Source organism: Zestomonas ipomoeae, from assembly GCF_057128665.1.
The window spans coordinates 93,839-114,527 of record NZ_JBSKHQ010000010.1; the positions used below are offsets into that span (position 1 = coordinate 93,839).

General features: G+C 68.3%; 19 protein-coding genes. 13 read left to right on the forward strand and 6 right to left on the reverse strand.

All coding sequences use genetic code 11. The features are described from left to right. The first annotated feature begins 69 nt into the window (after positions 1-69). Entirely contained in the window at positions 70-1,221 is a 1,152-nt protein-coding gene (gene argE, locus ACWKV7_RS12810; RefSeq protein WP_483858062.1) for an acetylornithine deacetylase, read from the forward strand. Between the two features lie 142 nt (positions 1,222-1,363). Further along, positions 1,364-2,662 carry an amino-acid N-acetyltransferase gene (argA, locus tag ACWKV7_RS12815; RefSeq protein WP_483858063.1) on the forward strand — a complete coding sequence of 433 codons (1,299 nt, stop codon included), beginning with the start codon at positions 1,364-1,366 and terminating at the stop codon, positions 2,660-2,662. A 70-nt stretch (positions 2,663-2,732) separates the two neighbouring features. Here the strand turns inward: argA and rmf are convergent, their stop codons facing one another. The 4 genes from rmf to ACWKV7_RS12835 all read right to left on the reverse strand — a co-directional run bounded on the left by rmf (position 2,733) and on the right by ACWKV7_RS12835 (position 7,629). After that, on the reverse strand, positions 2,733-2,975 hold the full coding sequence (gene rmf, locus ACWKV7_RS12820) for a ribosome modulation factor (protein WP_483858064.1): 243 nt from the start codon (positions 2,973-2,975) through the stop codon (positions 2,733-2,735). Positions 2,976-3,157: 182 nt separating this feature from the next. Continuing rightward, complete coding sequence (gshA, locus tag ACWKV7_RS12825; RefSeq protein WP_483858065.1) at positions 3,158-4,747, reverse strand: glutamate--cysteine ligase; 1,590 nt, start codon at positions 4,745-4,747, stop codon at positions 3,158-3,160. 118 nt (positions 4,748-4,865) lie between these two features. Beyond that, on the reverse strand, positions 4,866-5,246 hold the full coding sequence (locus tag ACWKV7_RS12830; RefSeq protein ID WP_483858066.1) for a PaaI family thioesterase: 381 nt from the start codon (positions 5,244-5,246) through the stop codon (positions 4,866-4,868). Positions 5,247-5,307: 61 nt separating this feature from the next. Beyond that, a complete protein-coding gene (locus ACWKV7_RS12835) occupies positions 5,308-7,629 on the reverse strand; it encodes a Tex family protein (RefSeq protein WP_483858067.1) in 2,322 nt (773 codons plus the stop codon). A gap of 184 nt (positions 7,630-7,813) precedes the next feature. Between ACWKV7_RS12835 and ompR the strand changes: the two genes are divergently transcribed. From ompR to ACWKV7_RS12850, 3 genes are all read left to right on the forward strand, one after another. After that, positions 7,814-8,542, forward strand: coding sequence for an osmolarity response regulator transcription factor OmpR (gene ompR / locus ACWKV7_RS12840; RefSeq protein ID WP_483858068.1), 729 nt, complete (start codon positions 7,814-7,816; stop codon positions 8,540-8,542). A gap of 145 nt (positions 8,543-8,687) precedes the next feature. Next, positions 8,688-10,001 (forward strand): ATP-binding protein, encoded by a 1,314-nt coding sequence (locus ACWKV7_RS12845; RefSeq protein ID WP_483858069.1) that lies wholly within the window; start codon positions 8,688-8,690, stop codon positions 9,999-10,001. A gap of 179 nt (positions 10,002-10,180) precedes the next feature. Further along, positions 10,181-10,918 (forward strand): SapC family protein, encoded by a 738-nt coding sequence (locus tag ACWKV7_RS12850; RefSeq protein ID WP_483858070.1) that lies wholly within the window; start codon positions 10,181-10,183, stop codon positions 10,916-10,918. Positions 10,919-10,992: 74 nt separating this feature from the next. Here the strand turns inward: ACWKV7_RS12850 and ACWKV7_RS12855 are convergent, their stop codons facing one another. Beyond that, positions 10,993-11,586, reverse strand: a complete 594-nt coding sequence (locus tag ACWKV7_RS12855; RefSeq protein ID WP_483858071.1) for an N-acetyltransferase family protein — start codon at positions 11,584-11,586, stop codon at positions 10,993-10,995. Next, the gene (locus ACWKV7_RS12860; protein WP_483858072.1) at positions 11,583-12,134 is read right to left on the reverse strand and encodes an RNA polymerase sigma factor; all 552 of its coding nucleotides are present in this window, start codon (positions 12,132-12,134) and stop codon (positions 11,583-11,585) included. The genes ACWKV7_RS12855 and ACWKV7_RS12860 overlap by 4 nt, the downstream gene beginning before the upstream one ends. Positions 12,135-12,631: 497 nt before the next feature. On the opposite strand from ACWKV7_RS12860, the gene sctW reads away from it, so the two are divergent. The 8 genes from sctW to sctR are packed head-to-tail and all read left to right on the forward strand — an operon-like array spanning position 12,632 to position 20,688. Further along, positions 12,632-13,744, forward strand: a complete 1,113-nt coding sequence (sctW, locus tag ACWKV7_RS12865) for a type III secretion system gatekeeper subunit SctW (protein ID WP_483858073.1) — start codon at positions 12,632-12,634, stop codon at positions 13,742-13,744. Then, positions 13,741-15,828 (forward strand): type III secretion system export apparatus subunit SctV, encoded by a 2,088-nt coding sequence (sctV, locus tag ACWKV7_RS12870; protein ID WP_483858074.1) that lies wholly within the window; start codon positions 13,741-13,743, stop codon positions 15,826-15,828. The genes sctW and sctV overlap by 4 nt, the downstream gene beginning before the upstream one ends. Before the next feature lie 58 nt (positions 15,829-15,886). Next, a complete protein-coding gene (locus ACWKV7_RS12875; protein ID WP_483858075.1) occupies positions 15,887-16,777 on the forward strand; it encodes an FHA domain-containing protein in 891 nt (296 codons plus the stop codon). Next, positions 16,774-18,129 (forward strand): FliI/YscN family ATPase, encoded by a 1,356-nt coding sequence (locus ACWKV7_RS12880; RefSeq protein ID WP_483858076.1) that lies wholly within the window; start codon positions 16,774-16,776, stop codon positions 18,127-18,129. The genes ACWKV7_RS12875 and ACWKV7_RS12880 overlap by 4 nt, the downstream gene beginning before the upstream one ends. Next, positions 18,116-18,544 (forward strand): type III secretion system stalk subunit SctO, encoded by a 429-nt coding sequence (gene sctO / locus ACWKV7_RS12885; RefSeq protein WP_483858077.1) that lies wholly within the window; start codon positions 18,116-18,118, stop codon positions 18,542-18,544. The genes ACWKV7_RS12880 and sctO overlap by 14 nt, the downstream gene beginning before the upstream one ends. After that, the gene (locus ACWKV7_RS12890) at positions 18,531-19,013 is read left to right on the forward strand and encodes a type III secretion system HrpP C-terminal domain-containing protein (protein ID WP_483858078.1); all 483 of its coding nucleotides are present in this window, start codon (positions 18,531-18,533) and stop codon (positions 19,011-19,013) included. Before sctO ends, ACWKV7_RS12890 begins: the two co-directional genes overlap by 14 nt. Next, positions 19,010-20,038, forward strand: a complete 1,029-nt coding sequence (gene sctQ, locus ACWKV7_RS12895) for a type III secretion system cytoplasmic ring protein SctQ (protein WP_483858079.1) — start codon at positions 19,010-19,012, stop codon at positions 20,036-20,038. Before ACWKV7_RS12890 ends, sctQ begins: the two co-directional genes overlap by 4 nt. Further along, the gene (sctR, locus tag ACWKV7_RS12900) at positions 20,035-20,688 is read left to right on the forward strand and encodes a type III secretion system export apparatus subunit SctR (RefSeq protein WP_483858080.1); all 654 of its coding nucleotides are present in this window, start codon (positions 20,035-20,037) and stop codon (positions 20,686-20,688) included. The genes sctQ and sctR overlap by 4 nt, the downstream gene beginning before the upstream one ends. The last annotated feature ends 1 nt before the right edge of the window (position 20,689 follow it).

Here is a 20,689-nt window from a genome sequence, read left to right on the forward strand (position 1 = left end):
GCGCCGGATTGGCGGTTTCTTCTGTCGGCAGGATGGTCCTATCATGGGGCCTGACATGGAGAACCGCCGATGCCGCTTCCTTCCTTCAAAGAACAGTTCGCCGCGCTCATCGCCGCCCCGTCGATCAGCAGCACCCAGGCACGGGTGGACCAGTCCAACCGTGAGGTGATCGAGCTGCTCGCCGACTGGCTGACGGAGCTGGGCTTCAGTTGCGATATCCAACCGGTCACGCCCGGCAAGTTCAACCTGCTGGCCAGCTACGGCAGCGGCCCCGGCGGCCTGGTACTGGCCGGCCACAGCGACACCGTGCCCTGCGATCCGGGCCTGTGGAAATCCGATCCCTTCAGCCTCAGCGAGCGCGACGACCGCTGGTACGGCCTCGGCAGTTGCGACATGAAGGGCTTCTTCCCGCTGATCATCGAGGCGGTCAAGCCGCTGCTGGACCAGCCGTTCAGGCAGCCGCTGCTGATCCTCGCCACCTGCGACGAGGAAAGCTCCATGTCCGGCGCCCGCGCCCTGGCCGATGCCGGGCGGCCGCTGGGACGCGCCGCGGTGATCGGCGAGCCGACCGGGCTGAAGCCGATCCGCATGCACAAAGGCATCATGATGGAGCGCATCGAGATCCTCGGGCAGAGCGGCCACTCCTCCGACCCCAGCCTCGGCCGCAGCGCCATGGACGCCATGCATGCGGTCATGGGCGAGCTGATCGCCCTGCGCGGCCAATGGCAGCGGGAATACCGCAATCCGCTGTTCAACGTGCCGCAGCCGACGCTGAACCTCGGCTGCATCCACGGCGGCGACAATCCCAACCGTATCTGCGGCCAGTGCGCCCTGGAATTCGACCTGCGCCCGCTGCCGGGCATGGACCCGGAGCAACTACGCGGGATCATTCGCGGCAAGCTGCAGCCGCTCGCCGAACAGCACCGGGTGCGCATCGACTTCGCCCCCCTGTTCCCCTGCGTGGCGCCCTTCGAGCAGGCCGCCGACAGTGAACTGGTGCGCACCGCCGAACGCCTGACCGGGCATGCCGCCGAGGCGGTGGCATTCGGCACCGAAGCGCCTTATCTTCAGCAGCTTGGCTGCGAGACCCTGGTGCTCGGCCCTGGCGACATCGCCTGTGCCCACCAGCCGGACGAGTACCTGGAGCTGGCGCGCATCGACCCGACCCTGCGCCTGCTGCGCGAATTGATCGAGCATTATTGCCTGCGTCCGGCCGCCTGAGCCGGCTACCCGCCCACGACCTGCAAGGAGACCAGCGTGCTGTTGCCCCAGTTTCGACGATAAAAGCGGTGCCTGCTTCACCGCCCTGCCGCACACCGGCGGGCTTGCTGCTTTTCCTTCAGAACTCAAAGGCCCACGCTAAATGCCCGACTACGTCACCTGGCTTCGCCACGCATCGCCCTATATCAATTCCCACCGGGAGCGCACCTTCGTGGTCATGCTGCCCGGCGAAGGCATCGCCCACCCGAACTTCGGCAATATCGTGCATGACCTGGTGCTGTTGCACAGCCTCGGCGTGCGCCTGGTGCTGGTGCACGGCTCGCGCCCGCAGATCGAGGCGCGCCTGGCGGCGCGCGGCATCACCCCGCACTTCCATCACAACCTGCGCATCACCGACGGCGCCACCCTGGAATGCGTGATCGACGCCGTCGGCCAGCTACGCATCGCCATTGAAGCGCGGCTGTCGATGGACATGGCCGCTTCGCCGATGCAGGGGGCGCGGTTGCGGGTGACCGGCGGCAACTTCGTCACCGCGCGGCCGATCGGCGTGGTCGAAGGGGTCGACTACCACCACACCGGCGAAGTGCGGCGCATCGACCGCAAGGGCATCGGTCGCCTGCTCGACGAGCGCGCCATCGTGCTGCTGTCGCCGCTCGGCTATTCGCCCACCGGGGAAATCTTCAACCTGGCCTGCGAAGACGTCGCCACGCGCGCCGCCATCGAACTGGGCGCCGACAAGCTGCTGCTGTTCGGCGACGAACTCGGCCTGCTCGACGAGGCCGGCAACCTGGTGCGCGAGCTGCGCCCGCAGCAGGTTCCGGCGCACCTGACGCGGCTCGCCGACAACTACCAGGGCGAGCTGCTCGATGCTGCTGCCCAGGCCTGCCGCGGCGGCGTGCGGCGCAGCCATATCGTCAGCTATACCGCCGACGGTGCGCTGCTCACCGAGCTGTTCACCCGCGACGGCGGCGGCACCATGGTGTCCCAGGAGCAGTTCGAGCAGTTGCGCGAGGCGACCATCGAGGATGTCGGCGGGTTGATCGACCTGATCAGTCCGCTGGAAGCCCAGGGCATCCTGGTGAGGCGCTCGCGGGAAGTGCTGGAGCGGGAGGTTGGCCAGTTCAGCATTGTCGAGCGCGACGGGCTGATCATCGCCTGCGCCGCGCTCTATCCGATCGCCGACTCCGAGGCCGGCGAGCTGGCCTGCCTGGCGGTGAATCCCGACTATCGCCACGGCGGTCGCGGCGACGCGTTGCTGGAGCATATCGAGAAGCGCGCCCGCGGGCTGGGGTTGAAGACGCTGTTCGTGCTCACCACGCGGACCGCCCACTGGTTCCGCGAGCGTGGCTTCGAGCCCAGCGGGGTGGAGCGGCTGCCGGCGGCGCGGGCGTCGCTGTACAACTACCAGCGCAATTCGAAAATCTTCGAGAAACAGTTGTAGGTCGAGCGAGAGCGAATCGGTCGTAGGGAGGGGCAGCGCCTCGTTGGCGGTTTGCACCCGTCCTACGGACTCAGGCGCGTTTGCTTTGCGGTTTGCGGCCGGACAGCAGCAGTTGTTCCTCGCCATCGTCCCAACCCGCCTCCCAGGCGGCAGCCAGCACGTCCACTGGATAGGGTTGCTGGTCGCGCTGCTGGCCGGTGAGGCCGGCCATGTAGCCTTGCTGATAGGCCTTGTTCAGGCTTTCCAGACTCCAGGGTTGCTCGGAATCTGTGTGCGCGTCGTGGTGCGCCATGTGCGAAAACTCGCTTTCCATGTTTTCGCCTATGCTAGCCGCCGTTTTTCCGTCGCGCTGGACCGCTGGTAGGTACTTTTTCCCCTGCTTGTCGGTTTTGTGACGCAGCGCGCGTCGAGACCAGATCGCGCGCGGGCAATCCGGTCACCGGCAGCACCGGAGGGCCCTGGCGCGGTCCAAGGCGCCCCGGGGCAGGCTTGGTGTCAGGCGGGGCTGTCCACCGGTGGAACCCCGGCGTGGTAGCTGGCGACGAAGGCATCGAAGTCGCCGACCTGGGTGCGCTCCAGCTCCGCCTGGGCGGCCAGGGACTCGGTGGCCAGCCGCTCAAAGAGGGCCAGTTGCTCGGCACTCAGGGGCTGGCTGCGGAAGTACTCGGCGTGTTCCCGGCTCTGCCGCAGGGCGAACTGGGTAAAGCTCTCCTGGTTCGCCTTCAGACTGGCCAGCACCTGGGCCGAGGGCGTCAGTGCCGGATCATCGACCTTCGCGCGCTGTGCTGCCAGGGCTTCCATGTGGGCACTGCCGCCCTGGCTGCGGTCGAGCAGCTCGGCCACCGGTCGCATGTCGTCGAACAGCTGCCGGGTCCAGTCCGGCAACTCGACGGCGTGACCGTTGCGCAGCAGCCGCAGGCCGGGCCGCCGCCCTTCCTTGACCACCTTGAGGAAGTTGTCGGTGCAGGCGCGGCATTCCTCGCCGGACAGCGGCGGGCTGTCCTGCAGGGCGCAGTAAAGCAGGAAGACGTCGAGGAAGCGCGCTTCGAGCAGGTCGATGCCCAGCGGCAGGAACGGGTTGATGTCCAGGCAGCGCACTTCGATGTATTGCACGCCGCGGGCGCGCAGGGCCTGGATCGGCCGCTCGCCGCTGTCGGTCACCCGCTTCGGGCGGATGCTCGAGTAGTACTCGTTCTCGATCTGGATGACGTTGGTGTTCAGCTGCAGCCACTGGCCATCGCGCTTGGTGCCGATCTCGGCATAGGCCGGGTAGGGCGTGGAGACCGCCTGGCACAGGCTCGCCAGGTAGCTGTCGAGGCTGTTGTAGCAGGGTGTCAGGCTCGACTGGGCATGGTTCTGGTAGCCCAGGTCGCTCATGCGCAGGCTGGTGGCGTAGGGCAGGTAGAGGGTCTGCTCGTCGAGCTGTTCGAGGCTGTGGGAGCGGCCGCGCAGGAAGCTGACGTCGAGTGCCGGCGAGGCGCCGAACAGGTACATCAGCAGCCAGCTGTAGCGGCGGAAGTTGCGGATCAGCGCGATATAGCGCGCGGAGCGGTAGTCGCGGTCGCTCTGCGGGTCGCCTTCGGCGGCCTTCAGCAGCGGCCAGAGCGCGTCCGGCAGGCTGAAGTTGTAGTGGATGCCGGCGATGCACTGCATGGTCTTGCCGTAGCGCAGCGCCAGGCCCTGGCGGTAGACGTACTTGAGCTGGCCGATGTGCGAGCTGCCGTAGCGGGCGATGGGGATGTCCTCTTCGCCCGGCAGCGGGCAGGGCATCGACGGGCTCCACAGGTATTCGCCATCGAGTTTGGCGTAGACGAAGCGATGAATCTGCTCCAGCTCGTCGAGGGTCTGCGCCGGGTCACGCTCGGCCGGGGTGATGAACTCCAGCAGCGCCTCGGAATAATCGGTGGTGATCTGCGAGTGGGTCAGTGCCGAGCCCAGCGCCGCCGGATGGGCGGTCAGCGCCAGCTGGCCGTCGGCATCGACGCGCAGGCATTCGCGCTCGATACCGTGCAGGCACTGGCTGAGCAGAGGAAGGTTGGCGCGCTCGCCGAGCAGGGCCAGGCGACGGGATAGGCGTTCGCTCAAGATGACATTCCTAAAGGCGGTATCGCGCCAATATGAGGGTGGACCGGGCACTCTACAAGGGCGGAACGATTTCCGGGTTTCTCGCCCCGCCAGATTAGAGCCTTGCCCGTCCCCGATATTACAGCTGCGCGAAGGTGCCTTGTCCCTTGGCGACGAGCTGGCCGTCCTGGCGTGCTTCCGCCTCGACCACCAGGGTGGTGCGGCCGGCGTGCAGCACCCGGGCCAGGCAGTGCACCTCGCCGCTTTCCACCGGGCGCATGTAGTTGATCTTGCACTCGAGGGTGACGCTCTGCCGGTCGAAGCCGTGGGCGCTGGAGCAGGCCAGGCCCATGGCGATATCCATCAGGCTGAACAACGCGCCGCCGTGCAGCCGGCCGCCGCGGTTGCGCAGGTGCTCGGCCATTTCCAGGGCGACCTCCGCCTCGCCGTCGCCGAGTCGCAGCGGCCGGCAGCCGAGCAGGCTGCTGAAGGCGCTGGCTTGCAGATCCGGGATATCCATGGGCAGGCTCCAGAAGGCTGGGCGCCGGCGCCCAGCCGGCACCGGCGCGAGGGCGGCGCGGTTACTTCTTCTTCAGCTGCTTGGCGTTGGCGAATAGCGAGGCCATGGCGTTGTTGGCCGGCGCCGGCTTGGTTTCCGCGCGGGGTGCGCTGCGGTCGCCGCGTCCCTGGCCGCCCCGCTGCTGGCCGCCGCCGCGCGGTCCCTCGACCTTCTCGCCGGGCGTGTCGGACATGCGCATGGACAGGCCGACGCGGTTGCGCGGGATGTCCACCTCCATCACCTTGACCTTGACGATGTCGCCGGCCTTGACCACCTCGTAGGGATCTTTCACGAACTTCTCCGACAGCGCGGAGATATGCACCAGGCCGTCCTGGTGCACGCCGATATCGATGAAGGCGCCGAAGTTGGTGACGTTGGTCACCACGCCTTCCAGCACCATGCCCAGCTTGAGGTCCTTGAGGGTTTCGACGCCTTCCTGGAACTCGGCGGTCTTGAACTCCGGGCGCGGGTCGCGGCCGGGCTTGTCCAGCTCGCTGAGAATGTCGGTGACGGTCGGCAGGCCGAAGCTCTCGTCGGTGAACTGCTTCGGATCGAGGCGCTTGAGGAAGCCCGAGTCGCCGATCAGCGAGCGAATGTCGCGGCCGGTGTCCTGGGCGATGCGCTGCACCAGCGGGTAGGTCTCCGGGTGCACGGCGGAGGCGTCCAGCGGGTTCTCGCCGTTCATCACGCGCAGGAAGCCGGCGGCCTGTTCGAAGGTCTTGTCGCCCAGGCGCGGCACCTTCTTCAGCTCGTCGCGGGACTTGAAGGCGCCGTTGGCGTCGCGGAACTGCACGATGTTCTGCGCCAGGGTCGCGTTGAGGCCGGAGATGCGTGCCAGCAGCGCGGCGGAGGCGGTGTTCACATCCACGCCGACGGCGTTCACGCAGTCTTCCACCACCGCGTCCAGCGAGCGCGCCAGCTTGAGCTGGGACACGTCGTGCTGGTATTGGCCGACGCCAATGGATTTCGGGTCGATCTTCACCAGTTCGGCCAGCGGGTCCTGCAGGCGGCGGGCGATGGACACGGCACCGCGCAGCGACACGTCGAGGTCGGGGAACTCCTTGGCCGCCAGTTCCGAGGCCGAGTACACCGAGGCGCCGGCTTCGCTGACCATGATCTTGGTCAGCTTCAGGCCCGGCACCTTCTTGATCAGATCGCCGGCCAGCTTGTCGGTCTCCCGGCTGGCGGTGCCGTTGCCGATGGCGATCAGGTCGACGCCGTGCTTGGCGCAGAGCTTGGCCAGCACGGCGAGGGTGCCGTCCCAGTCGTTGCGCGGTGCATGGGGGTAGACGGTGGCGGTGTCGAGCAGCTTGCCGGTGGCGTCGACCACCGCCACCTTGCAGCCGGTGCGCAGACCGGGGTCGAGGCCGAGGGTGGCGCGCGGGCCGGCCGGGGCGGCCAGCAGCAGGTCGTGCAGGTTGCGGGCGAACACGCCGATGGCGTCGTCCTCGGCCTTGTCGCGCAGCTCGCCGAACAGGTCGGTTTCCAGGGAGTTGTACAGCTTGACCTTCCAGGTCCAGCGCACCACCTCGCCGAGCCACTTGTCGGCCGGGCGGCCCTGGTCGCGAATGCCGAAGCGCTCGCCGATCATGCCCTCGCAGGGATGCATGGTGCCGGGCTGCTCTTCGCCGACCTTCAGCGAGGCGCTGAGAATGCCTTCGTTGCGGCCGCGGAAGATCGCCAGGGCGCGGTGCGAGGGGGCGTTCTTGAACACTTCGTCGTGCTCGAAGTAGTCGCGGAACTTGGCGCCTTCCTCTTCCTTGCCGGCCACCACGCGGGCGCTCAGGGTGGCGTTGTCCTTGAGGAAGCCGCGCAGGCGGGCGAGCAGGTCGGCGTCCTCGGCGAAGCGCTCCATGAGGATGTACTTGGCGCCTTCGAGCACCGCCTTGACATCGGCGAAGCCCTTTTCGGCGTCGACGAAGCGTGCGGCTTCGGTTTCCGGGGCCAGCGTCGGATCGTTGAACAGGCCGTCGGCCAACGGGCCGAGGCCGGCTTCCAGGGCGATCTGGCCCTTGGTGCGGCGCTTCTGCTTATAAGGCAGGTAGAGGTCTTCGAGGCGAGTCTTGGTGTCGGCCAGGTTGATCTCGCGCGCCAGTTCCGGGGTCAGCTTGCCCTGCTCCTCGATGCTGGAAAGGATGGCCGCGCGGCGGTCGTTCAGCTCGCGCAGGTAGCGCAGGCGCTCTTCCAGGTTGCGCAACTGGGTGTCGTCGAGGCTGCCGGTGACTTCCTTGCGGTAGCGCGCGATGAAGGGCACGGTGGAACCTTCGTCGAGCAGCGCCACGGCGGCGGCCACCTGTTGCGGACGGACACCGAGTTCCTCGGCGATACGGGCGTTGATATCCATAAAACACTACCTGGCACGGGAATGAAGACGGCCGCCGAAGCGAGCCGGTGCGAAAGCGCCGCATTATAAACACCGGCTCCTGCCGCGCAGGGCACCGTTCGGGGAAAAATCTGCTAACAATGGCTACCGTGTCGCGCCGGTCGACTGCGCCATAATGCCGCCCATGTCCAGCCCTGGAGTCGCTATGAACACCGTTCCCGCCGAAGGCGAAAAAATTCTGATCGTCGACGATGATGCGGGCCTGCGCCGCCTGCTCGAGCGCTTCCTCGCCGAACAGGGCTATCGGGCGCGAGCGGTGGAGAATGTCGAGCAGATGGACCGCCTGCTGGCCCGCGAACTGTTCAACCTGGTGGTGCTCGACCTCATGCTGCCCGGCGAGGACGGCCTGTCCGCCTGCCGCCGGCTGCGGGAGAACAACAACCAGGTGCCGATCATCATGCTCACCGCCAAGGGGGACGAGTCCAGCCGCATCCATGGCCTGGAGCAGGGTGCCGACGATTACCTGGCCAAGCCGTTCAACCCGCGCGAGCTGCTGGCGCGCATCAAGGCCGTGCTGCGCCGCCAGGCGCCGGTGGTGCCCGGCGCGCCGGCCAGTGCCGACGAGACGGTGAGCTTCGGCGATTACCAGCTGTCCCTGGCTACCCGCGAGCTGAAGAAGGGCGACGAGGTGCACATGCTCACCACCGGCGAGTTCGCCGTGCTCAAGGCCCTGGTGCAGCACGCCCGCGAGCCGCTGACCCGCGACAAGCTGATGAACCTCGCCCGCGGCCGCGAGTGGGATGCCCTGGAGCGCTCCATCGACGTGCAGATTTCCCGCCTGCGCCGGCTGATCGAACCGGACCCGTCCAAGCCGCGCTACATCCAGACGGTGTGGGGCGTGGGCTACGTGTTCGTGCCGGACGGCAACAAGTGACCATACCTGTAGGTTGGGTCGAGGAGCGCAGCGATGAAGCCCGACACAGCGGCGGTTCGCCTGTGCCGAGCGCGTGTCTCTCCTGGGCAATGTCTCGTTGGGCGTCGGTCCTTCGTCCCTCAACCCAACCTACCCGAGGCGTTCGATGAGGACGCCGCTGTGGTTCCCGCAAAGCTTCTTCGCCCGCACCCTGTGGCTGGTGCTGATCGTGGTGCTGTTCTCCAAGGCGCTGACCCTGGTTTATCTGATGATGAACGAGGACGTGCTGGTGGACCGCCAGTACAGCCACGGGGCGGCACTGACCCTGCGCGCCTACTGGGCGGCGGACGAGGAAGACCGCGCGGACATCGCCGCCGCCGCCGGGCTCAAGCGCGTGCTGCGCGAGGCGGTGCCGCCGGGCGAGCAGCATTGGCCGTACAGCGAAATCTTCCAGCGCCAGATGCAGACCGAGCTGGGCCCGGATACCGAAGTGCGGGTTCGCGTACAGAGCCCGCCGGCATTGTGGGTACACGCGCCGACCCTGGGTCCCGACTGGCTCAAGGTACCGCTCTACCCGCACCCGCTGCGTGGCCAGCGCATCTGGAGCGTGCTCGGCTGGTTCTTCGGCATCGGCCTGCTGTCCACCGCCGCCGCCTGGATCTTCGTGCGCCAGCTCAACGCACCGCTCAAGCGCCTGGTGTTCGCCGCCCGCCAGCTCGGCCAGGGGCGCAGCGTGCGGCTGCCGGTAAGCGACACACCGAGCGAGATGACCGAGGTCTACCGCGCCTTCAACCAGATGGCCGAGGGCGTTGAACAGGCTGCCCGCGAGCGCGAGCTGATGCTCGCCGGGGTGTCCCACGACCTGCGCACGCCGCTGACCCGCCTGCGCCTGTCCCTCGAGCTGCTCGGCGGCGACAACGAGTTCGCCGAAGACATGGTGCGCGACATCGAGGACATGGACGCGATCCTCGACCAGTTCCTCGCCTTCATCCGCGACGGCCGCGACGAGCCGCTGGAGGAAGCCGACCTTGGCGAGCTGGTGCGCGAGGTGGTGGCGCCGTTCAACCAGCCCGAGCAGCGGGTGCGTCTGTGCCTGGAACGCATTCCGCCGTTCCCGCTGCGGCGGGTATCGATGAAGCGGCTGCTGGCCAACCTGATCGAGAACGCCCTGCGCCACGGCGGCAACGGCGTGGAGGTGGCCGGCTACGTTTCCGGCGATTGCAGCGCCCCCTACGTGGTGCTCAGCGTGCTCGACCGCGGGGCCGGCATCGATCCGAACGAACTGGGCGAGATCTTCAACCCCTTCACCCGTGGCGACCGTGCCCGGGGCGGCAAGGGCACCGGCCTGGGCCTGGCCATCGTCAAGCGCATTGCCGCCCAGCACGGCGGCAGCGTCGAGCTGCGCAACCGCTCCGGCGGCGGCCTGGAGGCGCGGGTCTGCCTGCCGCTGGGGCTGTTGCTGCCGAGGGATGCGGTCTAGGCCCGGGGTGCGAGGGGGCCTGCGCTGCTCGCCAGCGGCGCCTGGGATCAAGCGCTTCCGGTTGCTTCTTCGTTGGCATGCCCGCGCCTGACTGGCGGGCTGCGGCCCCTCGTGGTGGAACCTTTCGGTATCCCATGGCCACTCAAGCACTGGCGCCCCAACCACCGAGGAGACCCCTGATGGCGACGATGCTGTTCTACAAGGACATCAAGCGCTTGAACCGCGAGCAGCATCAGGCGCTGCGGCTGCAGCGCGCGCAGAGCAGCGAGTTCGCCGCCGACGCCCACATGGTGCCGCTGGCGGGTGTCGAGTTCCTGCATGCCGCGCGCTACTACCCGATTGTCTTCATCGGCGACGAGCAGGCCATGCCCGTTGCGTTGCTCGGCCTGCAGGAAGACCACAACAGCTTCGTCGACAGCGACTTCCAGTGGCGCCTCAACACCTACATCCCGGCATTCGTGCGGCGCTATCCGTTCGTGCTGGCGCAGGAGCAGCCGGACGACTTCGCGGTCTGCTTCGATGCGGCCTATAGCGGCTGGAGCCAGCGCGAAGGGCAGCGGCTGTTCAGCGAGGATGGCCGCAACAGCGAATTCCTCGACGAGATGCTCGGCTTCCTCCAGCAGTTCGCCGTCGAGATGGCACGCACCCGGGCCTTCGTCGGCAAGCTGCGCCAATTCGATCTGTTGATGCCGCAGGCGCTGGAGCTCAGCCACAGCAGCGGCGAGCGCCTGAGCGTGGGCGGCTTCCAGATGATCGACGAGGAGAAGTTCCAGCGCCTCAGCGACGCCCAGGTGCTCGACCTGCATCACGACGGCTTTCTCGGCTGGTTCTACGCCCACCTGATGTCGCTGGGCAACCTCGACCGCCTGTTCGAGGACTTCGTGGCGCAGAAGGCGCGGTCGGCGTCCCGGCACTGACCCGATAAGGCGGAGGGAGCGGCGAACCGATTGCCGCCTGGAGCCCGACTGCTCGGCTGGGCTGTGGGCGACGTTCAGGCGCAGCTGGCGGCAGCGAGCGGAGCCTGATCGGCAGCGGGCGGCGCTTCGCGCTGTTCCAGCGGGGTCAGCGGCAGGCCGTAGAGCTTGACGTCGCAGCGCTCCTGGCCGAAGCGGGCGATCTTGGGCATGTGCCCCCACAACTCGCCGCCGAAGCCCTGGGCCATGTGTTTGCTGGCTTCGTTGCGGTCGATGATCCAGGCCACCAGGGTTTCGAAACCGTAGCGCTCGGCTAGGACCACCGAGGCCTGGCCGAGGCGGATGCCCATGCCCTGGCCGATGTAGTCGCTGCGCACGTAGATCGACACCTCGCCGGTCAACCGGCAGGCCTGGGCACCCCAGCAGAAGCGGTTGACGGTCACCCAGCCAATCACCTCCCCGCCCCGTTCCAGCACATACACGGGGTCGCCTTCCTTCACGTAGAAGTCGATGAAGAAGGTCATCTCCTTGACTGTCAGCGGGCGCAGTACCGGCGAGTTGGCGCCGGTGGCGGCGGTCTCGTTGAAGATATCGGTCATCGCTTGCAGGTCGGCCTCGGTGTAGCGACGAATGCCTCTGGGCAGGTTCTTGCGGGCGGCGATGCGGTTCATGCCGGGACCTCCTGATAGACGTTGCGCTTGAGCTGTTCGCGGGCCCGCGACAGCCGCGAGCGCACGGTGCCGATGGGCACGCCGAGCATCTCGGCGGTGTCGCGGTAGCTGCCTTCGGTCTCGATGGCCACCCGCAGGGTGTCGCGCATTTCCCGCGGCAGCAGCGACATGGCGGCGAAAGTGCGCTCGAGCAGGCGATGGCATTCGGTCTGCGCGCTGGGGTCGAGACTGCCGTCGTGCTCCTGCCACTCCTGCTCGTCGAACAGGCTGTGTTGCGGCTGCGCGTAGTAGCGGCGGAAGTGGTTGCGGATCAGGTTCAGCGCAATACCGCAGAGCCAGGTCTCGGTACGCGCGTGGCCGTTGAACTTGTCCTGGTTGCGCCAGGCTTCCAGGTAGGTCAGCTGCAGCAGGTCTTCGGCATCCTCTGCGTTCATCACACGCTTCTGGATGAAACTGCGCAGTTTGCGCTCATGGCCCAGGGAAAAGGGCGCAACGGCGATGGGCGCCGCCGAAGGGTCGCAGGGGGCGGCAAGAGGCGAGCTATTCATGGCGTGGTAGTCCTCGAAAATCGACAACGGCCGACCGAATGGCCGACGGAAAACCGTCAGCAGGACTTATGCCATTTTAAAAGGTGCTTATAACCTTTTGAATAAGCGAAGAAATAGCACTGCGCCAGCACGGCGCTGCGTGCAATTTCTTGCAAAACGCAGCGGCGAGCCGTGCAAGTTCTTGCGCCGAATGGAGCCTGTGGTCGGGCTGTGCCTGCCGGTTTGCGCTGTCGGTAGAGAGGCTACAGAGTGCGGCGGCCGGCGGATCGCCTATGGATTCGGGCGTTTCCGCTACGGTTTGGAACGGTTGTGCATGATTTGGCACAAGGGGGAAATGAGGTGCATCGCGTTGGCCAGCCCTTCCGGGGCGCTGGCGCCCTTGTTGGGCTTCGCTGCGCTACGCGGGGTACCGGCATTCCTTAGGTTGCCGGCGATGGAACCGTTCCGTTGGGGCGTGCCACTCAGGGGTGCCCAGCAACTTTTCCGCCATCGCCCCCATGAAGATCGACGCCTCCAACAATGCCCAGATGCTCCAGACCCTGAGTCAGGCCGCTAGCGCGCTCGGCGCGGGCAAGAGTGCGCCGCAGGCGGCCCAGGCCAACTCCATGGAAGAGGTGGCGATGGTGTTCAGCAAGAACGTCGAGCGCAGCAGCAAGGCGCTGGACAAGCGCCAGCTGGACCTGACCCGCGCAGACCTGAAGGTGTCCCGCGTCGAGAAGCTCGGCGAGATGCTCGAGTGGTACAACCAGCTCGGCCACCCCGGCCAGGTGGGGTTGATCGCCCTGGCCCGGCGCACCGCCGCGCAACTGCAGCAGCAGCCGACCCTGCTGCAGTTGCTGAACACCACCGGCGGCGATCCGGCGCGGGCCGACGTAGTGCTGCAATGCGTGACCGCCCAGGCCGAGGCCGAAGGTCGCAAGCAGGAGGCGGCGCTGGCGCGCGATTACCTGGAGCGCTTGCGCAAGGCCTATTCGGCGCAGATCAAGGCCGGCATGAACATCGCCGCCGCGCTGCTCGCCGCCGGTGGCGACCCCAAGCTGCGCCAGGCAGTGCGCCAGCTCTACTACGACACCGTGGTGCTCAAGCAGTCGCTGCCGGGCATGCTGCAGGCGCTGCTCGGGCTGTTCGGCGAGCAGGAATTCGAGCCTGGCCTGGACATGCTGCGCCGCGCCCTGGCCGACGACATCGCCGCCGAAACCCCGTCGCGCCCGTCGGCCAAGTTGCGCACCCTGCTGCTCGGGCTGAACGCCTCCAGCCACCTGGGCGGTGTGCTACAGAGCTGCCGCGGCCTGCTCGAACGGCTGGCGTCGAATCGTCCGGACCAGCGTCTCAGCGCCGTGACCCTGTTGCAGCGGCTGGTCGGCTACGCCCACGGCGGGCTGACTCCCAACGAGGCGCAGCGCCTCGGCCGCGAGCTGGGCGGCGAGCAGCCGCAGGCGCAGCTGATCTCGCTGAACGCGCTCTATCCGCTGGTCCAGCGCCTGCCGTTGCCGCTCTGGCGCGACGGCAAGAGCCGCCAGACCGCTCTCAAAAATCTTCTCCTGCTGATGGACGAGCGCGCCCGCAACGAGCCGCGCGCCCAGGCAGCGGTACCGGTGATCGGCCCATGATCCAGCTACTCAATCGTCTCGCCCTGGCCGCCGTGCGCCGGACCGAAGTGGTCGGCGCGTTCATCGTGCTGGCCATCGTGTTCATGATGATCATGCCGCTGCCAACTGCCCTGGTGGACGTGCTGATCGCGGTGAACATCTGCGTGTCCTGCCTGCTGATCGTGCTGGCGTTGTACCTGCCACGACCGCTGTCGTTCTCCTCGTTCCCGGCGGTGCTGCTGCTGACCACCATGTTCCGCCTGGCGCTGTCGATAGCCACCACCCGGCTGATCCTGCTGCACCAGGACGCCGGCCACATCGTCGAGGCGTTCGGCAACTTCGTGGTCGGCGGCAACCTGGCGGTCGGCCTGGTGATCTTCCTGATCCTCACGGTGGTCAACTTCCTGGTCATCACCAAGGGCTCGGAGCGGGTCGCCGAAGTGGCCGCGCGCTTCACCCTGGACGCACTGCCGGGCAAGCAGATGTCCATCGACAGCGACCTGCGCGCCGGGCTGATCGACGTCACCGAGGCCCGCCGCCGGCGCGAGCAACTGTCCAAGGAAAGCCAGCTGTTCGGCGCCATGGACGGGGCGATGAAGTTCGTCAAGGGCGACGCCATCGCCGGCCTGATCATCGTCTTCATCAACCTGATCGGCGGCTTCTCGGTGGGCATGCTGCAGCACGACATGAGCGCCGGCGACTCGATGAGCCTGTACTCGGTGCTGACCATCGGCGACGGGTTGATCGCGCAGATCCCGGCGCTGCTGATCTCGCTCACCGCCGGCATGATCATCACCCGCGTATCGCCGGAGAACCAGGCGGCCGGCAGCAACATCGGCCGCGAGATCGCAGACCAATTGATGAGCGAGCCCAAGGCCTGGGTCATCGCCTCGATCGGCATGCTCGGCTTCGCCGCGCTACCGGGCATGCCCACTGCGGTGTTCATCGTCATCGCGCTGATCACCGGCAGTACCGGCGGCTACCAGCTATGGAAGCGCGCGCGGGCCGAGGCAGCGGCGCAGCAACCGGCGACCCAGGTGGCGGCGGAGGACAACGGCCAGGAAGACCTGCGCAGCTTCGACCCCTCCCGCGCCTACCTGCTGCAACTGCCGCGCGCGCAACAGGGCAGCGCCGCCGCCGATGCCCTGCTGGTGGCCCTGCGGCAGAAGCGCAACGGCCTGGTCACCGGCTTCGGGCTGACCCTGCCGCCGTTCGAGATCGAATACAACGCCGCGCTGGCCGACGACGAATTCCGCTTCTGCGTGCACGAGGTGCCGATGCTCAAGGCCACCTTCGGCGAGCGTCTGGCCATCGCCCGCGGGCCGCTGCCGGTCGAGCCCATCGACGGCCAGGTGGGCAGCGCCGAGCGCGACGAACAGCAGTGGCTGTGGCTGCGGGCGGATGACCCGCTGCTGGCCGACGAGCGCATCGAGGCGATCAGCGCCCAGGAGCTGATCGTCGAGCGCATGGGCCGGGCGATGATGGCCACCGGGCCGCAGTTCCTCGGGCTGCAGGAGAGCAAGTCGATCCTCAGCTGGCTGGAAGCTGGCCAGCCGGAGCTGGTACAGGAACTGCAGCGCACCATGCCGCTGGCGCGCTTTGCCGCCGTGTTGCAACGCCTGGCCGGGGAGGGCGTGCCCCTGCGCGCGGTACGGCTGATCGCCGAGTCGCTGATCGAGCATGGCCAGCACGAACGCGATGTCGCCGCGCTCACCGACTACGCGCGCATCTCGCTGAAGGCGCAGATCTACCACCAGTACTGCGAGGACGACGGCCTGCACGCCTGGCTGTTCACCCCGGAAACCGAGGCGCTGTTCCGCGATGCCCTGCGCCAGACCCAGACCGAGGCCTTCTTCGCTCTGGAAAGCGAGCACACCCAGGCGCTGGTGGCGCAACTGCGCCAGGCCTTTCCGCTGCGGGCGAAGAAGGTCTCGGTGCTGCTGGTGGCCCAGGACCTGCGCAGCCCCCTGCGGGAGCTGCTGCGCGACGAATTCAACCATGTGCCGGTGCTGTCTTTCGCCGAGTTGCAAAGCAGCGCCCAGGTGCGCGTGCTGGGGCGCTTCGACCTCAGCCGGAACAGCCTGCTGCACGAGGCGGTGGCGTGACGCCGCGCAGGGCAACGAATGAGCGGGCACGCGTCCGCACGGAACGAGGGACCTGACCATGTACGAACTCCGCGTGATGAGCGGTCTGCACCGCGGCGCCGCGCTGCCCCTGGTGGGCGAGCACTGGATCGTCGGTGCCGCGGCGGACGCCGACCTGGCGTTGTACGACCCCGGCATCTGTGCTCGGCACCTCGGCTTGCGTTGCGTCGATGGCCACTGGTCGGTGGAAGCCGAGGAAGGCCCGTTGAGCGACGAGCAGGGCCAGCGCCAGGCGCTGATCGCCAATCTGCAGCCCGGCGTGCCCTTCGCCGTCGGCGCCATCTGGCTGTGCGTGGTGCCGGCCGACGCGCCCTGGCCGGAGGACGCTGCCGAGGCCGAGCCGATCGCCGCCGGCGAGCCGATCGTACCGCGCCAGGCGGCGCCACGGCCGTCGCTGCCCAAGCGCCTGGCCATCGCCGCGGCGGTGGTGACCCTGGCTGGCAGCGCCTGGGCCTTGAGCACACCCACCGCGGCGCCGGAGCGCCTGCCACGGGCGACCCAGAGCGAGCAGCGGCAGGTGCTGGAAAGCGGCTTCGAGGTACGCCAGGAACTGCTGCGCATGTTGCGCGAGCGCGAGCTGTCGTCGCTGGTGGAACTGCGTGAGCGCGACGGCCGCATCGAGCTGACCGGCGCGCTGCCGAAGGACCGCCTGCCGGTGGTGGCGCGCATGCTCGAGCGCTTCGTCGAGCGTTTCGATACACCCATCGCCATCACCGATGCCCTGCAGGAGCAGCGCAACGAGCTGCCGTTCAAGATCGTGCAGATCATCGGCGGCAAGCAGGGCCACGTGGTCACCGCCGATGGCCGGCGGCTGTTCCTCGGCGACGAATTCGAAGGCCTGCGGCTGACCGCCATCGACAACAACAAGGTGCGCTTCGAGGGCGACCAGCGCTACGAGGTGACCTGGTGAGCGACGCGGCGCTGCGTCTGGAGCGGTGGCGCGCGCGTCAGGTCGCCCACCTGGATGACTTCGCGCCGGTGGCGGTGCGCGGGCGCGTGCAGCGGGTCAACGGCATCCTCCTGCAATGCCGGCTGCCGGGCGCGCAGATCGGCGACCTGTGCCGGGTGAGCAAGGCCGGCAATGACGACCTGCTGGCCGAGATCGTCGGCTTCGACCGCCAGGACGCCTTGCTCAGTGCCCTCGGTGGGCTGGAGGGGGTGCGTGTCGGCGCCGCCGTCGAGCCGCTGGGCGTGCCGCACCGGGTGCGGGTCGGCGACGACCTGCTCGGCCAGGTGCTCGACGGCTTCGGTCGGCCGCTGGAGGGCGACGGCCCCGGCGCCTTCGCCGAACCGGCTGCCCGCGATGCCTGCCCGGTGATCGGCGAAGCGCCGCCACCCACCGCGCGGCCGCGCATCGAACGGGCACTGGCGACCGGCGTGCGTGCCATCGACGGCCCGCTGACCCTCGGCGAGGGCCAGCGCGTCGGCCTGTTCGCCGGCGCCGGTTGCGGCAAGACCACCCTGCTGGCGGAAATCGCGCGCAATGTCGATTGCGACGTGATCGTCTTCGGCCTGATCGGCGAGCGTGGCCGCGAGCTGCGCGAATTCCTCGACCATGAACTGGATGCCGAACTGCGCGCCCGCGCCGTGCTGGTCTGCGCCACCTCCGACCGCTCGAGCATGGAGCGCGCCCGCGCCGCCTTCACCGCCACTGCGCTGGCCGAGGGCTTTCGCCGCCAGGGCCGGCGCGTGCTGCTACTGATCGACTCACTGACCCGCTTCGCCCGCGCCCAGCGCGAGATCGGCCTGGCCGCCGGCGAGCCGATGGGTCGCGGCGGCCTGCCGCCCTCGGTCTACGGCCTGCTGCCGCGCCTGGTGGAGCGCGCCGGGCTGTCCAACGACGGCGCCATCACTGCGCTGTACACCGTGCTGATCGAGCAGGACTCGATGAACGACCCGGTGGCCGATGAGGTGCGCTCGCTGCTCGACGGCCACATCGTGCTGTCGCGCAAGCTCGCCGAGCGCGGCCACTACCCGGCCATCGACGTGCTCGCCAGCCTCTCGCGCACCCTCGCCAACGTCGCCGATCCGGACCACCTGCGCGCCGGCATCGGCCTGCGCCGGCTGCTCTCCGGCTACCAGCAGATCGAACTGATGCTGCGCCTGGGTGAATACCAGAGCGGCGCCGACCCGCTCACCGACCTGGCCGTCGACTCCCGCGAGGCGGTCGATGGCTTCCTGCGCCAGGACCTGCGTGAGCCGGTGCCGTTCCTCGAAACCCTCGACCACCTTGCCGAGCTGACTGCCCATGTCCCCGCGTGAAATTGCCGCTCTGCAACCGATCCGCCGTCACCGCGAAGCCCAGGCCGAGCGCATCTGGCAGGACGCCCGCCAGCGCCTGGAAACCCTGCTGCAACGGGTGGCGAACGCCGAGTCGCAGCTGGAACAGGCGCGCCGCGAGCAGCAGGCGCAGCGCCAGCGGCTGGCCGATGAGCATCAGGACCAGCTCCTCACGCCGATGGCCCTGGCCGCCTGGGGCGAGCAAGAGAAACGCCTGCTCGGCGACCTGGCCAGCGACGAATCGGCACTGTTGGAACTGCGCGAACAGCGCCTGCGCCAACAGCAGCAGGCCGACAGCGCCCGTCTGCGCCTGCGCGAGCGCCAGCGGCAACTGGAAAAGCTCCGCGAGCTGACCGCGCTGATCGAGCGGGAGGAGGGCGAGCATGAGGGCTGCTGAATCCACCGCCGCCAAGGCCCCGGCCGCCGAGCCACGCCGCCACGACGAGCGCGAGGCCGACCCCGGCGCGGCGCAGAACCTTGCCGCCCGCGGCGATAGCCGCTGGTTCGCCCAATTGCTCGGCGGCGCGGGCGGCCATGCCGGCGGCGACTCCGGGGCGGCGGCCCTGGCCGGGCTGGCCGGGCTCGACCCGAGCACCCTCGATGCCCTGGTCGACCAATTGGCGCCACGCCTGAACGAGGCCCTCGACGTGCCCTTGCAGGCGCTGCTGCACCTGCCGCAACTGGGCCGGATCAGCGTCTCGGCACGGCGCCTGCGCGGCGAAGGCTGGGACATCGACCTGCAGGCCGAGGACGACGACAGCCACGCCCGCCTGGCCGCCTGCCAGGCGCTATGCGAAGAACGCCTGGGCAGCGCGCTTGGCCAACCGGTGGCACTGCGGGTTAGCCAGGACGGGAGCCCAGTATGAGTGCGTTGCGCCTGCGCCTCTTCAACGACGCCGAAGCCCTGGCGCGCCAGCGCCTGGGGCGCGGCCTGCGGCTGCCGTTCGCGCTGGCCGGCGAGGCCGGTGAACTGCTGCTGGAACCCGGCCAGGGCCCGAGTGGCGGTACTCCGGTGGTCCTGGAATGCGCCCACGGCCTGCTCGGCCTGAGCGAGCCCAGCGCGGTGCTCAGCCTGCTCGGCGATTGCCCGGTGGTGCTGCCGGCCGAGGCAGGCGCCGATGACGAGTGGTTCTGGGCGCTGTTCCACGAATCCCTCAGTCCGGCGTTGCGTGCGCTGTTCGGCTATCTCAAGCCGAGCGCAGAGCCGCTCCCCGAGGCCATCGAATGCCGCCTGAGCGTGCAGCTTGGCGAGTCGCGAGCGCTCAGCCGCCTGAGCCTGCCGGCCGAGGTGCTGCTGGCGCTGTGTAGCCATGCCGCCTGGCAACGACTGCCGGCGAGCGTGCCGGACACCTGGCCGCTGCACCTGCCGCTGATCCTCGGTTACCTGCAACTGAGCGCCGGCCAGTTGCGCCGGCTGCGCCCCGGCGACGTGCTGCTGCCGCAGCAGCCGCTATTCGAACCCACCGGCCACGGCGAACTGCGCCTGGGCCGGCATCGCCTGGCAGTGCATCTGGATAGCCAGGCCACGCCCTCCAGCCTCAACGTATTTGCTATCGAGGAACACGACATGCAGGACGAATTCACCGACACCTGGCACGACCCGGCGCTGGCCGATTCACCGGCCGCGACCGACGCCAGCGATGGGCCCGCCAGCCACCCGGTCGGCACCTTCGACGACCTGAGCCTGCCGCTGACCCTGCGCTGTGGCCAACTGCGGCTGAGCCTCGCCGAGCTGCAGGAGCTGGCGCCCGGCGCACTGCTGCGGGTGGCCGGCGTACGTCCGGGCATGGCCAGCCTCTACTACGGCGAGCGCCCGGTGGCCGAGGGCGAGCTGGTGGAAATCGATGGCCGCCTGGGCCTGCAGGTCACCCGCGTGGACTTCAGCGGATGAGTTTCCAGGGTGTCGATCCCTTTCTGCTGGCGCTGTTCATCGGCGCGTTGTCGCTGGTGCCGCTGCTGCTGATCATCTGCAGCGCCTTCCTGAAGATCGTCATCGTGCTGATGATCACCCGCAACGCCATCGGCGTGCAGCAGGTGCCGCCGAACATGGCGCTGTACGGCATCGCCCTGGCCGCGACGCTGTTCGTCATGGCCCCGGTCGGCCATGAGATCAGCCAGGTGGTGGAGAAGACCCCGCTGGACTTCAGCAGCCCCGACGCTCTGCAGGAAACCGCCCTCGGCGCGGTCGAGCCGCTGCAGCGCTTCATGGCCAAGAACACCGACCCGGACACCCTGACCCACCTGCTCGACAACACCGCGCGCATGTGGCCGAAGGAACAGGCCGAGGCCGCCAGCCGCAACGACCTGATGCTGCTGATCCCGGCGTTCATGCTCTCCGAGCTGCAGGCGGGCTTCCAGATCGGCTTCCTGATCTACATCCCGTTCATCGTCATCGACCTGATCGTTTCCAACCTGCTGCTCGCCCTGGGCATGCAGATGGTCGCGCCGATGACCATTTCCCTGCCGCTCAAGCTGCTGCTGTTCGTCCTGGTGCAGGGTTGGTCGCGGCTGCTCGACGGCCTGTTCTACTCCTATATGTGAG

Excerpts from the sequence above, each read along its gene's own strand:
- argE (WP_483858062.1), top strand. The coding sequence starts at position 70 with ATGCCGCTTCCTTCCTTCAAAGAACAGTTCGCCGCGCTCATCGCCGCC.
- argA (WP_483858063.1), top strand. The coding sequence starts at position 1,364 with ATGCCCGACTACGTCACCTGGCTTCGCCACGCATCGCCCTATATCAAT.
- rmf (WP_483858064.1), bottom strand. The coding sequence starts at position 2,975 with ATGGAAAGCGAGTTTTCGCACATGGCGCACCACGACGCGCACACAGAT.
- ACWKV7_RS12830 (WP_483858066.1), bottom strand. The coding sequence starts at position 5,246 with ATGGATATCCCGGATCTGCAAGCCAGCGCCTTCAGCAGCCTGCTCGGC.
- ACWKV7_RS12835 (WP_483858067.1), bottom strand. The coding sequence starts at position 7,629 with ATGGATATCAACGCCCGTATCGCCGAGGAACTCGGTGTCCGTCCGCAA.
- ompR (WP_483858068.1), top strand. The coding sequence starts at position 7,814 with ATGAACACCGTTCCCGCCGAAGGCGAAAAAATTCTGATCGTCGACGAT.
- ACWKV7_RS12845 (WP_483858069.1), top strand. The coding sequence starts at position 8,688 with ATGAGGACGCCGCTGTGGTTCCCGCAAAGCTTCTTCGCCCGCACCCTG.
- ACWKV7_RS12850 (WP_483858070.1), top strand. The coding sequence starts at position 10,181 with ATGGCGACGATGCTGTTCTACAAGGACATCAAGCGCTTGAACCGCGAG.
- ACWKV7_RS12855 (WP_483858071.1), bottom strand. The coding sequence starts at position 11,586 with ATGAACCGCATCGCCGCCCGCAAGAACCTGCCCAGAGGCATTCGTCGC.
- ACWKV7_RS12860 (WP_483858072.1), bottom strand. The coding sequence starts at position 12,134 with ATGAATAGCTCGCCTCTTGCCGCCCCCTGCGACCCTTCGGCGGCGCCC.
- sctW (WP_483858073.1), top strand. The coding sequence starts at position 12,632 with ATGAAGATCGACGCCTCCAACAATGCCCAGATGCTCCAGACCCTGAGT.
- sctV (WP_483858074.1), top strand. The coding sequence starts at position 13,741 with ATGATCCAGCTACTCAATCGTCTCGCCCTGGCCGCCGTGCGCCGGACC.
- ACWKV7_RS12875 (WP_483858075.1), top strand. The coding sequence starts at position 15,887 with ATGTACGAACTCCGCGTGATGAGCGGTCTGCACCGCGGCGCCGCGCTG.
- sctO (WP_483858077.1), top strand. The coding sequence starts at position 18,116 with ATGTCCCCGCGTGAAATTGCCGCTCTGCAACCGATCCGCCGTCACCGC.
- ACWKV7_RS12890 (WP_483858078.1), top strand. The coding sequence starts at position 18,531 with ATGAGGGCTGCTGAATCCACCGCCGCCAAGGCCCCGGCCGCCGAGCCA.
- sctQ (WP_483858079.1), top strand. The coding sequence starts at position 19,010 with ATGAGTGCGTTGCGCCTGCGCCTCTTCAACGACGCCGAAGCCCTGGCG.
- sctR (WP_483858080.1), top strand. The coding sequence starts at position 20,035 with ATGAGTTTCCAGGGTGTCGATCCCTTTCTGCTGGCGCTGTTCATCGGC.